The organism is Janthinobacterium sp. CG3, assembly GCF_000344615.1.
GTDB lineage: Bacteria > Pseudomonadota > Gammaproteobacteria > Burkholderiales > Burkholderiaceae_D > Janthinobacterium.
This window is the reverse complement of the sequence record NZ_KB467824.1, coordinates 1,390,937-1,403,954: the sequence shown is the minus strand read 5'-3', so window position 1 is coordinate 1,403,954 and position 13,018 is coordinate 1,390,937. Positions and strand designations below refer to the sequence as shown.

Below are 13,018 nucleotides of genomic sequence, written 5' to 3'. Positions count from 1 at the left end.
AACTACTGTCGAACTGCTCATAGGACCTCAGTACGCGCCCGAGGGCGCGGCTTGGTCATGTTTATAACGTTATAGTCTTCAACGACTCCCTTGCTGTCGCCCCGCACTTCCGGCGGCGGTACGGCGCAATTGCCGGCGGCGCAGCAGCAAATACACCGCCGGCACCACAAACAGCGACAACAGCGGCGCGGTGATCATGCCGCCGACCATCGGCGCGGCGATGCGCTGCATCACTTCCGAGCCGGTGCCGGCGCCGACCATAATGGGTACCAAGCCGGCGATGATGACCGCCACCGTCATCGCCTTCGGCCGCACGCGCATGACCGCGCCTTCGCGGATCGCGTCGAGCAGGTCGGCTTCGCCGGTGCGGCCGATGCCCTGGCGCGCCTCCCATGCCTGCTTCAGATACAACAGCATGATCACGCCGAACTCGGCCGACACCCCCGCCAGCGCGATGAAGCCGACGCCGCTTGCCACCGACAGGTTGTGCCCGAGCAGCCACAGCAGCCAGATGCCGCCGGCCAAGGCGAACGGCAGCGTCGCCATGATCAGCGCGGCTTCGTCGACGCGCTTGAACGTCAGGTACAGCAGCACGAAGATGATGAACAGCGTCGCCGGCACCACAACCTTCAGTTTCGCATTGGCGCGCTCCAGGTATTCAAACTGCCCCGACCACGATACGGAATAGCCGGGCGGCAGCGCCACCTCCTTGGCGACCGCACGCTGCATGTCGTGCACGACCGCTGTCAGGGCGCGCTCGCGTATGTCGACATAGACCCAACCCGACAGGCGGGCGTTTTCGCTCTTCAGCATCGGCGGACCGTCGTTGACGCGGATCGAGGCGACGTCGCCGAGGCGGATTTGCGCGCCGCGGTCGGTCAGCACCGGCAACTGGCGCAGCTGTTCGACCGAGTCGCGCACCTCGCGCGGGTAGCGCACGTTGATCGGGAAGCGCTGCAGCCCCTCCACCGTTTCGCCGATGTTGTCGCCGCCGATGGCCGCCGAGACGATGCTGTGCACGTCGGCGATGTTCATGCCGTAGCGCGCCGCGGCGTCGCGGTCGATGTCGATGTCGACATAACGTCCGCCGTTCAGGCGCTCGGCCAGCGCGGACGACACGCCGGGCACGCGCCCGACCACGCGCTCGATCTCGCCGCTGATGCGGTCGATCTCGCGCAGGCTGGGGCCCGCCACCTTCACGCCGACGGGGCTCTTGACGCCGGTGGCCAGCATGTCGATCCGGTTGCGGATCGGCGGCACCCAGATGTTGGACAAGCCCGGCACCTTGACGATGCGGTCGAGCTCGTCAACCAGCATGGCGGGCGTCATGCCCACCCTCCACTGCTCGCGCGGCTTGAACTGGATTGTCGTCTCGAACATTTCCAACGGCGCCGGATCGGTGGCGCTCTCCGCGCGCCCTGCCTTGCCGAACACGCTTTGTACCTCCGGCACCGTTTTGATCAGACGGTCGGTTTGCTGCAGCAGCTCGGACACCTTGCCGGCCGACAGGCCCGGCAAGGCCGACGGCATGTACAGCAAGTCGCCTTCGTCGAGCGCCGGCATGAACTCGCCGCCCAGCCGCGACATCGGCCACAAGCTCGCCAGCGCGAGCAGCGCCGCGCCCAGCAGCGTCGCCAGCGGAAACCGCAGCACGATGTCGAGCAAGGGGCGGTACACCGCGATCAGGAGCCGGTTGACGGGGTTCTTGCGTTCGTCGGGGATGTCGCCACGGACCAGGTAGCCCATCAATACCGGTATCAAGGTCACCGCCAGGCCGGCCGCGGCCGCCATCGCATACGTTTTGGTGAACGCCAGCGGCGCAAACAAGCGCCCCTCCTGGGCCTCTAGCGTGAACACCGGAATGAACGACAGCACGATAATCAGCAGCGAAAAAAACAGCGCCGGGCCGACCTCGGCGGCCGCGTCGCCGATCACGCGCCAGTGCTCGTCCCCTCGCAAGCGCTGTCCCGGGTGCGCGTGGTTCCACGCCTCGATGTGCTTGTGGGCGTTCTCGATCATCACCACGGCGGCGTCGACCATGGCGCCGACGGCGATGGCGATGCCGCCGAGCGACAGGATGTTGGCGTTGACGCCCTGGTAGTACATGGCGATAAAGGCGATCAATATGCCGATCGGCAGCGTGACGATCGCCACCAGCGCGGAACGCAGGTGGAACAGGAAGAGCGCGCAGACCACGGCCACGACGATGAACTCCTCGATCAGCTTGTGTCCCAGGTTGGTGACGGCGCGCTCGATCAGCTTCGAGCGGTCGTACACCGGCACGATCTCGACGCCGGGCGGCAAGCCGGGCTTGAGCTTGTCCAGTTTGGCTTTCACCGCGGCGATGGTGTCCAGCGCGTTTTTGCCCGAGCGCATGATTATCACGCCGCCGGCCACTTCGCCTTCGCCGTCCAGCTCGGCGATGCCGCGCCGCATCTCCGGGCCGATCTGCACGCGCGCCACGTCGCCCAGCCGCACCGAGACGCCGGCGTCGGTCGTCGTCAACGGTATCTGGCGAAAGTCGTCCAGCGACTTCAGGTAACCGGACGCGCGCACCATGTATTCGGCCTCGCCCAGCTCCAGCACCGAACCGCCGCTTTCCTGGTTGGCCCGCCGCACCGCCTCGATCACCTTGCCGTGGCCGATGTTGTAGGCGCGCAGCTTGGCCGGATCGAGCACGATCTGGTACTGCCGCACCATGCCGCCCACGCTGGCCACTTCCGCGACGTTCGCCACCGCCTTCAATTCATACTTGAGGAACCAGTCCTGCAGGGTGCGCAGTTGCGACAGGTCGAGCTTGCCGCTGCGGTCCACCAGCGCGTATTCGTACACCCAGCCGACGCCCGTCGCGTCCGGTCCGAGAGCGGTCTTGGCCTGCGGCGGCAGGCGCGACTGCACCTGGTTCAGGTATTCCAGCACCCGCGAGCGGGCCCAGTACGGGTCGGTGCCATCCTCGAACAGGATATAGACGAACGAGTCGCCGAAGAAGGAATAGCCGCGCACCGTCTTCGCGCCCGGCACCGACAGCATGGTGGTGGTCAGCGGATACGTGACCTGGTTTTCGACGATCTGCGGGGCTTGGCCGGGATAACTGGTGCGGATGATGACTTGCACGTCGGACAGGTCGGGAATCGCGTCGAGCGGCGTGCGCGCCAGCGACCAGATGCCCCAGGCGGTGAGCATGGCCGTCGCCAGTAGTACCAGAAAACGGTTGGCGATCGACCAACGGATCAGTTTGGCCATCATTTTGCGGCCCCCGGCTGACCTGTTTTACCCGCGGCCGGCCGGACGCCCTCCAGTTGACCGTCCTTCCTTCCGGGCGGCGGCGCCGCAGCCGTGGGGGAAATCGACGTCAACTGGTACGCGCCGTCCTTGTTCTGCCGCACCTCGAAGGCGACGCTGTCGCCCACCGCGACGTTGCGCGGCAGGCCGCCCTGCGGCGGCTTGAACGCCATTGTCATCGCCCCCCATTGCAGCGACGGGATCGGGCCGTGCGACAGCGTGATGTCGTCTTTGCCGATCGCCTCAACCTTGCCCTCGCCGCGATGCGGCGCCGGCGCCGGCTTGCCGGCCCCATCCGGCTCGGGCATGCCGCCCATCCGCGTCGCGGTGCCCTTCAGGCTGGCTTCGGAGTCAATCAGGAATTGGCCGGAAACGACCACGTCCTGCCCCTCTTCCAAACCCTTGCGGATCTCGCTCTGGCCGTTCGCCTCGGCCCCGACCTCGACGTCGGCGGGCAGGAACTTGCCACCGCCTTGCGCCAGCATGACGACGCTGCGCGTGCCGGTCTGGATCACCGCCTCCGACGGCACCAGCAGCACGTCGCTGCGGGCGTCCGGGCTGAGCCTGACGGCGGCGAACATGCCGGGCACCAACCGGCCGCCGGGATTCGCTAGTTCCACGCGCGCCTTCAGCGTGCGCGTCGCGCCGCTCACCTCGGGTAGAATCGCGCCGACCGTGCCCTTGAAAACGAGGTCCGGCAGCGCCGGCGTGCGCGCCTCCACCGCGTTGCCCGGGCGCACACGCGCGGCCAGGCTCTCCGGCACCTCCGCGTTGACCCAGACGGTGTCCAGTCCGTTGATGCGGAACAGCGTGGCGCCGGCGGCCACGGTCATACCCTCGCGCGCCCCCAGCTCGGTAACGACGCCGCCGATCGGGGCGGTGACGCGCAAGCGCGCATGCGTTTTCCCGCTCGCTTCGACCAGGCGGATCTGCTCGTCCGTCATACCGACCAGGCGCATGCGCTGGCGCGCCGCGTCCAGCAGGCCATCCGCGCCGGCGCCCGTCATCCGTCTGACGGATATATACTCCTCCTGCGCCGCCACCCACTCCGGCACATACAGCTCGGCCAGCGGCTGTCCCTTGCGAACCGGATCGAGCGGCGCCCGCACATACAAGCGCTCGACGAAACCGTTGCCGCGCGCCTGGACCAGCGCCACGTCGCGCTCATTGTAGGCGATGCCTCCGGCCGCGTCGAACGGGGCCGACAGGCTGCCTTTGACGACCCGGGCCGTGCGCACGCCGAGGTTCTGCTGCACCCGGGGACTGATACTCACCCTGCCCTCGTCGCCGGCGTCGCCCGCGTACACCGGCACCAGTTGCATGTCCATGAAAGGCGACTTGCCGGGCTTGTCGAATTTCTGGCCCGGCACCATCGGGTCGTGCCAATACTGCACTTTTCTGCCGGTTGCCGTGTCGGCCCCGGCTGCCGCGGGCGCCGCCGTTCCCATGCCCTGGTTCACGCCGGCCCGGTAAAGGCCATAGCCGGCCGCCGCCGCGGCGACGGCGCCCGCCGCCGCAAGCGCGAGGACAATTTTCTGATGCTTCATCGGACGCTCCCGTTCATCGTCGCCGCCGGACGCGCCCGCAGGCCCTCATCCGGCAAAAGAAAGTTCAATTGCGCCCACAGGCGCGCCATGTCGGCCTCCAGTTGCAGCGCCTGAATCCTCACCTCGACCTCGCCGCGGCGCGCGGCCAGCACGTCGGCCAGTCCGGCCCGCCCGCCGCGGTATGCGGCCAGCGCCGCCGCCGTGCGCTCGCGGGCGAGCGGCAGCGCTTCGCGGCGGTAGCGGCCGATGCGCTCATGCCCGTTGTCCCACTCGTCGATCATGGCCCGTGTTTCGGCGACATGCGCGCGCAACGCTTCCTCGCGTTCGGCCCGGGCCTGCTCCACCGTCGCCAGCCTGGCCGACAGCTCGCGGTCCTGGCGGTTCTTCTGGTCCCACTGTAGCGGGATCGAGACGCCGAAGGAAATCATGTTGGCGTATCCGGGACCGCGCTGCTGGTAGGCCAGTTCGACACTCCAGTCGGCTGTCTTGTTGGCACGGGCCAGTTGCGCCTCCGCCAGCGCGACTTCCTCCCGTTTCGCCAGCACCGCCACCTGGGGGTGATGCGCAAGCTCGGTGTCGAGCGCCGCCCGGTCCAGATGGATGGTGTCGGTGCCAGTCTCGTCGGCCAGCGGCAGGTCCGCCGCCGGGCCGATCCAACGCGCCAGCATGGTGTTGGCGGCGCGCACGCGCCGCTTCGCGTCGCTGGCGCGGTCTTCAATGAGGACCAGGGCGCCGCGGGCGGCCAGCAGGTCGCTCCGGCTGCCCCGTCCGCCGCGGTAGGCGCCTTCGGCGGCCTGAATTTCCAGGGCCGCCTGCGCCCCTTGTTCGGCGATTGCCGTCGCCATGGCCTGCGCGTAATACCGCTCCAGCCAAGCGAGCGCGGTGTCGCGCTCGATGGCTGCGGCGGCAGCGCCTTTCTCGGCAAGCGATTTTTCCGCCTCGCGTTCGAAGCGGCCGGCGCGCAGGCGCCGTTTGTCGGCGCGCGTGATTTCCTGCGTCACGCCGACCCGCCGCATCGTCATGAAGTCGCCGCCAAGGCTGAAGCGGTCCCCGCCGCTGAGCGGCAGGTTGTCGACGCCGAGCTTGAGGACGGGATCGGGAAGCTGCCCGGCCGCGACCGCCATGTCGCGCAAGGCGGACGCGGCATAATCTTGCGCGGAGAGTGCGCGGTTGCGTTCGATGGCCAGTTGCCTGGCCCTGGCAAGGGTGAGCGGCGCCTCGGCGGCTGGGGCGTCATGTGGAAGCGCCAGCGCGCCAATCAATGCGGCGAAGGCGGCCCGGCCAACAAGCCGGCAAAAGGTTGGACGCGCCGTATCGGGCGCGAAAATAGAAGATGGCATGGAAGCTCCAGACGGCGTTGAACAACATCGACTGCGCGGGACGCGCAACGATGGCGGACTAGGCGATCACGAGGCTTAAATGCGGAAACAGCAGTTGCGGATGGACAGCGGCGGCGCGGTGGCGCGCTGCAACAGCGGCGCGGGTGACTGGGCGGAGTGCGGACGGTAGGCGGTATCGAGGAAAATCAACGCCTGCATCAATTCGACGGCCACGAAGGGCTGCACCTGCGGCAGCTCGGGCTTGTCGAGGGATTGGTTGCCGGTTTGGCTGTGGGCGTGGCACAAACTCGGCTGCTGCATATCCATCCCGGTACAAGCGGACATGTTTCGCATCCCTGAACTCGACGATTGGGCCAGCGCTCCGTTATTTTGCCCCGTCCGCAGGTTCGGGCAGGCGTACGATGCCACGGCAAGCTGCATGAACAGCATGCTGAATAGCGCAATCAGCGCGGCAACATATCGAAAGTGTCGGGAGGATTTCATCGGGAGGTGTTTTTTTCTTAATCCATAGTAGCAAGCGAGACGGCCCGCTGTCAAATTTAGCAGGTGAGACAAAACACCGGCAACACACGGCCCCCCTTGGGTCAAATATCGGTGTCGCTTGGACAAGCCAACAATATGCAAGGCCGCGACGCGCCAAAGTCACGTACTTGGTGTCGTCGCGCGTCGCTATGTCCAGCAAGTCCCTAAAATTGGCAAGACAGGGTTGCCCGCGCAGGTGATCCGAAACCCATTGCTCTGCCTCCCACGGCCAGCCAGGCGGGCAGACGGGAGCCCCGACCGCCATGCAACCCTATGAACGTAACGGCCGCCGCCGAGCGCTACTGGCCAGGCCAGGCCAGCCCTTGTCCCGATACACGATCTTTCCGCCCACCATGGTTTGCAACACCTTGATATTGGCAATGTCCTCGGCCGGAATGGTGAAGAAATTGCGGTCCAACACGATCATATCGGCCAGCTTGCCCACCTCCAGCGAACCGGTCTGGCGTTCCTGGCGCAGCGTGTAGGACGAGTTCATCGTGATCGCGCGCAGCACGGCGGCGCGCGGCATGCCGGGATGCGGGCCGAGCTGGCCGGCGAACTCGGCGCCGGCGTCGGGCGCGGCCGTGCGGGTCACGCCGACCTTGAGGGCGAACCATTCGTCGAGCGCGTCGACCGGCCAGTCGCTGCCGTAGACGACGCGGGCGCCGGCCGCCAGCAGCAGCGACTGCGGCTCCACGACGTCATAGCGAAGCGGCCCCAGATAAGGCTTCAGCGCCGCCACCGTGTCGGGCGCCGGCTTGCCCCACTGGAAAGACAGCACGGCGCTGGTGTCGAGTGCGGCGAAGCGGGCGAAGTCGGCCGGATCGACCAGTTCGGCGTGCGCCAGCGCCGGCCGCAGCGCCCTGCCCTGTGGCGTGGCGCGCAGCGCGGCGAGCGCATCGAGCGCGTCGCGCACTGCGCCGTCGCCATCGGCGTGGATGTGCGGGTCGATACCGGCCTTGGCCAGTTCGCGCAGCACGCCTTGCAGCCGCGCCGGCGGGAAGTAGCTGTCCGGCCCCTTGCTTGCGCCCGGCACCCAGTGCGGCTGTTGCGGCGTGCCCTGGTCTATATAGTAGGGCGCGAGCAAGGTGCCGGTCTGGGCAGGCGCGGCGATAACGCCGTCCATGAACAGCTTGGCGTGGCGCACCTGCAGCGATGGCGCCACCCGGGTCGCGCCCTGGTCGAATTGGCGCGACTGCTTGAGCAGCCCGGCCACCGCCCTGCCCGGCGCCGCGCCGTCCTCGGGGGCGATCAACACGGCAAAGTGGCCGCGTGCGGTCAACTCGCCGCGCCGTTGCAGTTGGCTGAAGGCGGTCATGGTTTCCGGATCGGTATAGGCGTCGAGGAAACTGCTTACGCCCTGCTGGCGCAGCGCGGCCAGCGCGGCACGGGAAGCGGCCAGGTTCTCGGCCGGCGTCAGCGGCGGCACCAGTTTCATCACCAGCTCCTGGGCGGCGTCTTCCAGCAGACCGCTGGCTTCGCCACGGGCGTCGCGGGTAATTTTGCCGGCCACCGGATCGACCGTGCCGCGCTGAATGCCGGCCAGTTGCAGCGCGCGGCTGTTGACCAGCGTGGAGTGGCCGAACGAGGAACGGACCATGACGGGGCGCGCGGTCTTGAGCGCGTCCAGCGTGGCGACGCCGGTAGCTACGCCCTCCGGCTGCATGCCTTGTTGGAACCAGTTGACCACCACCAGCCAGCGCTTGGCGCCACCTTGCTTGTCGGCGTCCAGGCAAGCTTGGATACGCGCTTGGAACTGCGGCACGGTCAGCGAGGCGTAATTCAGGTTGCAGTTAAGCAGACGGGCGCCGCCCGATTGCGGATGCAAATGGCCGTCGACCAGCCCCGGCATCAGCATGCGCCCGCCCAGATCGACGACATGGGTGCGTTTGCCGGTGTGGTGCGCGGCGCCGGCGTCGTCGCCGACATAAACGATGCGACCGGCGCGCACCGCCAGCGCCTGGTGCACGCTGTCGCGCGCATCGACCGTGTAGACATAACCGTTGCGGTAGACCGTGTCGGCCTGCGGCGCAGCGGCGGCAGCGGCGGCCAGTAGTAGCGAACAGCCGACGCCAGCGCCCCTTTGCTTCCAGTTCATCTTCATCAACTATCCTTTTTGTGCCGGTCGGCGATCTTCGCACGAAAATGATCGCAAAGCGATGAATCCAAGAATCAGGGCGGCGATGCCCGCCGCTCGTCAGCGCCGCGAAATTTCCCTGGCCGTGGAGTCGCGATAGTCGCGAAAACCCATGCGCTGGTAAAGACCGTGGATTGCGGCGTTGTCGCGCATGACGCGCAGAAAAGGCATCGCCTCGTGCTGCATCGCGCGCCGGATCAAGCCAAGGACGAGGCGGCGGGCCAAGCCCCTGCCGCGGAAGTCGGGATGGGTGCAAACGCCGGTGATTTCCTGCCAGCCGCCGGCGCAGGCGCGCGCGCCGGCCATCGCCACCAATCGCTCGCCGCAAAACATGCCGACATAGCGGCCCAGCTCCACGGTCCGGGCCGCAAACGGTCCCGGGCGGGTCAGCGCGGCCAGCTCGAGCGCGGCGGCGCCATGACTAGCATCGAGCAGCACCGGCTCGGGCTCCCCGTCGGCCGCGGGCATGTCTCCCTCCCATAGCATCCTGACCAGAGTGGCTTCGGACTCGATGCGCCAACCGGCGGGGGGGGCGCCGGCCCAGCCGTCGCAGTACACATGCTCGTCCGGCAGGACGAAGGGAGCCAACGCGTCGAAATTCGGATGCTGCAGATCGGCAAACGCGATAAAAGGCGTGAATCCCGCCACATACCGGCGCGCCTCGGGCGTGCCGGCGCTATATTGCGCATGCGGCCCGCACAGCGTATGCCAGACGATGTTGTCAAAAATAGTCAGCATAGCGCGGCGAGTCGGCTGGTGGCAGGGCGCATGAGTGGCCTGTCTTTCTCGAATACGATGATGGCGATCTTAACCCGCTTTGCTCCAAGCTAGATTCATACACCTATCGACCTTGGCCTTTCGCACCGTCTTCTGGGCAAAAATACAACGCCGGCCGGCGCTGCCCGGCGTATAACGATACCCCTTCAGGCCGGACCCGCATTTGTGCCCGGCCTTGGGACGCGTCCATCCATCCGCAAGCGACGACGCTAGCCCCGATTGTGGCGGTCGCGCTGTTGCACCGACTTCATCAACACTTTCCACTTGGCGCGTTCGGCGATTCGCTCGAGCGGCGTCTGCTGCCCGCGCCGCGCCTCGCGCAGCAGCTTGTGGTAGTTGCGCAGGCGGTCAGCGTCGACCGCGCCGCGCACCGCGCAACCCGGCTCGTCGGCGTGGCCGCAGTCACGGAACTGGCAGCCCGCCGCCAGCGCGTCGATATCCTCGAACGTCGCCGCCAGCGCGCGCTCGTTGGCGTCCGGGCGCCAGGAGCGCAGCCCCGGCGTGTCGATGATGCAGGCGCCGCCCTCGCACTGGTGTAGCGAGCGCGATGTCGTCGTGTGCCGGCCGCGGCCGTCGCCGCGGCGCACGCCGCCGGTTTGCTGGCCGCCGCCGCAGAGCGTATTCGTCAGCGTCGACTTGCCGGCGCCGGAAGTTCCCAGCAGCATCAGCGTCTGCCCGGGCGTGAGCCACGGCGCCAATACCGCCGCCGTGTCGGGCGCCAACGCGTTCACCGCAAACGCCGGCACGCTGGCCGGCAGCCGTTGCTGCAATTGCGCCATGCGTTGCGCCACATCGCTGCCGATGTCGGCCTTCGTCAGCACCACCACCGCCGCCACGCCGGCCGCCTGTACCAGCGCGATATAGCGCTCCATCCGGCGCAGGTTGAAGTCGTGGTCGAGGCCCATGACCAGCAAGGCGGTGTCGATATTGCTGGCGAGCGATTGGCGCCGGCTGTCATTGGTACGGCGCGCAATGTGGCTCACCGGCGCCAGCCGCGCGACGATCCAGTATTCGTCGTTCGGGTGCGCCTCCACCAGCACCCAGTCGCCGACGACCAAGACGACGTTTTGCAACAGCAGCGCTTGCAGCACGCGCGGCAAGGCGCGCACGCGGTACTCCTCCCTGCCGTCGTGCACCGTCAGCCAGTCGCGCTGCACTTCGGTGATGCGCGCCAAGCGGGCGCCCGGCGGCGCCAGTTCAAGGGTGTAGAGCCGGTTGGCGATAGTTTGGTTGAGGCCGATATTGCGGAGTAATTCGAAATCGAAGTCGATCATGATAGAAGTGAAGTCCCTGATTCGTAAGGCTTGCGGCGAGCGCAGGCAAAGCCGCCACGCACAGCGTGGAGGCACGAAGAAACGGAAGTCGGCGCGCAATCAGGCGCGTCTCAACACACTCGGCTCAGATCAAAGGTGACAACGGGAGCGAAAGGCGGAGAAGCGCGATCAGGCAGCCGACAGGACGACAATCTCATTGGTTCGCATGATGTGTCTCCTGTGGAAGTTGAATGGAATGCCGAGTCTGGCACCCAGTTGCCTGAATGTCAAGCATGAAGCGCCACGCGACGCAACAACCCCGGGGTCAGGTTTTGAAATGGCGGTTTCCATGCCGTCGCCCTAGCTTTCTGCGCTGATACCACCTGCCCGGCGAAGAAAATTGGTATCGCCACGTTTGGCTTGCACGCGCTGAGAATCTTTTGCCGCCGGAGAGAAATTGGTATCTGTTGTGATTTGTTTTTTGAAACCAGTTGACTACCAGATCGAATGCTCGCATTCTCGAAAAGACAAGTTTTTCTGTGCTTTTCGACGTAGCAAAACCAATAACAAGGAGACGTAATTGAACAAGACAATCATCAACAGCTTGGTAGTCGGTGTGTTCGGCGGCACGCTCGCGGCCTGCGGTGGCGGCGAAGGGGCAAGCGAAAGTGGCACAAAGACCTACGCGAGCAGCACTGTGGTCGCGGCTGCGGCGGATTGCTATGCTGCATGGAGCAGCAGCGCAGTCTATGTGAGCGGAGCTAAGGCCAGCTATAACAGCGTCAACTACAACGCGAATTATTGGACCCAGGGTAACAATCCTTCGACCAGCAATGGCGGTGCGGGTAGCGGCCAGCCTTGGAGCAGCGCGGGCAGTTGCGGCGCGACGCCTACTCCCACGCCCACTCCCACTCCTACCCCAACGCCGACTCCTACTCCAACTCCAACTCCAACTCCAACTCCTACGCCAACCCCCGGCCTGGCAAAACACGCGTTGATCGGCTATTGGCACAACTTCACCAATCCAAGCGGCGCGACCTATCCGATTGCCCAGATCAGCGATGACTGGGATGTCATCATGGTGTCGTTCGCGGACAATGCCGGCGGCGGCAACGTCAGTCTGACGCTCGATCCGGGGGCCGGCAGCGAGGCGCAGTTCATCGCCGATATCAAGGCCAAACAGGCGAAGGGCAAGAAAATTGTACTGTCACTCGGTGGCCAGAACGGAACCGTGTCCGTCGGCTCGACCACCGAAGCGACCAATTTCACTAACAGCCTGTACGCCATCATGACCAAATACGGCTTTGACGGCATCGACATCGACTTGGAAAACGGCGTCGCCCAAGGTGCCGCCATTCAGACCTACCTGCCGATCGCGGTTAAGAACCTCAAAGCCAAGGTTGGTTCGACTTTTTACCTGTCGATGGCCCCGGAATGGGTGTATGTCGAAGGCGGCTACACGAGCTATGGCAGCATCTGGGGCGCGTATATTCCCATCATTAACGCGCTGCGCAACGAATTGACCGTGCTGCATCCACAGTACTACAACAATGGCGACATCTACACGCCCTACTCGGTCAATGCCATTAAGGCGGGCTCGGCGGACCAACTGGTGGCGACCGCAAGAATGTTGATCGAAGGCTTCCAGTACGGTAACAACACGTTCGCCGGTTTGCGGCCGGACCAGGTCGGCTTTGGCGTGCCGTCGGGACGCAGCTCGGCCAACTCGGGTTTCACCACCTCCGCCGACGTGAGCAATGCGCTCAATTGCCTGACGCGCCTGCTCAACTGCGGCACCATCCGGCCGGCGGCGGCCTACCCGGACTTCCGCGGCGTCATGACCTGGTCGATCAATTGGGACAAGCACGACGGCCATAACTTCTCGGCACCGACCAAGGCGGTGCTCCGAACGCTGCCATAAGGGCGCCAGCGAAAACTATCAGCCAGGTGGCGGCGCACATGCGAATCGCTTTCGGCCCCACCTGTAGCCTGACGAGTTCCATGGCGCTCGGCGCGCCTGGCAACGTTGATCGAACCGGTCATGAATGTCTTGCCGCGCCCCCCCGCCATGAGAAGGCGGGGGGCGCGCTGCGGCGCCTGCCCGGCCACGCTGAGAAAATAGTGCGGCCGACGCGCTGCCGACGGCCCCCCTCCCGCTGA

General features: G+C 66.1%; 8 protein-coding genes. 1 reads left to right on the top strand and 7 read right to left on the bottom strand.

Translation table 11 applies throughout. From position 1 onward, the window contains the following. Positions 1 to 78: 78 nt before the first annotated feature. The 7 genes from JANGC3_RS0105985 to rsgA form a co-directional block, all read right to left on the bottom strand. Complete coding sequence (locus tag JANGC3_RS0105985; protein WP_017875576.1) at positions 79 to 3,246, bottom strand: efflux RND transporter permease subunit; 3,168 nt, start codon at positions 3,244 to 3,246, stop codon at positions 79 to 81. After that, entirely contained in the window at positions 3,243 to 4,829 is a 1,587-nt protein-coding gene (locus JANGC3_RS0105980; protein ID WP_017875575.1) for an efflux RND transporter periplasmic adaptor subunit, read from the bottom strand. The genes JANGC3_RS0105985 and JANGC3_RS0105980 overlap by 4 nt, the downstream gene beginning before the upstream one ends. Continuing rightward, positions 4,826 to 6,169, bottom strand: coding sequence for a TolC family protein (locus JANGC3_RS0105975; protein WP_081611778.1), 1,344 nt, complete (start codon positions 6,167 to 6,169; stop codon positions 4,826 to 4,828). The genes JANGC3_RS0105980 and JANGC3_RS0105975 overlap by 4 nt, the downstream gene beginning before the upstream one ends. Before the next feature lie 75 nt (positions 6,170 to 6,244). Beyond that, the gene (locus JANGC3_RS32400) at positions 6,245 to 6,652 is read right to left on the bottom strand and encodes a hypothetical protein (protein ID WP_026132611.1); all 408 of its coding nucleotides are present in this window, start codon (positions 6,650 to 6,652) and stop codon (positions 6,245 to 6,247) included. A gap of 310 nt (positions 6,653 to 6,962) precedes the next feature. After that, entirely contained in the window at positions 6,963 to 8,795 is a 1,833-nt protein-coding gene (locus tag JANGC3_RS0105965) for an amidohydrolase (RefSeq protein WP_232429664.1), read from the bottom strand. 93 nt (positions 8,796 to 8,888) lie between these two features. Continuing rightward, positions 8,889 to 9,566, bottom strand: a complete 678-nt coding sequence (locus tag JANGC3_RS0105960) for a GNAT family N-acetyltransferase (protein WP_017875571.1) — start codon at positions 9,564 to 9,566, stop codon at positions 8,889 to 8,891. Between the two features lie 248 nt (positions 9,567 to 9,814). Beyond that, entirely contained in the window at positions 9,815 to 10,879 is a 1,065-nt protein-coding gene (gene rsgA / locus JANGC3_RS0105955) for a ribosome small subunit-dependent GTPase A (RefSeq protein WP_017875570.1), read from the bottom strand. Positions 10,880 to 11,438: 559 nt separating this feature from the next. On the opposite strand from rsgA, the gene JANGC3_RS0105950 reads away from it, so the two are divergent. Continuing rightward, positions 11,439 to 12,779, top strand: a complete 1,341-nt coding sequence (locus JANGC3_RS0105950; protein WP_232429663.1) for a chitinase — start codon at positions 11,439 to 11,441, stop codon at positions 12,777 to 12,779. Positions 12,780 to 13,018: the final 239 nt, after the last annotated feature.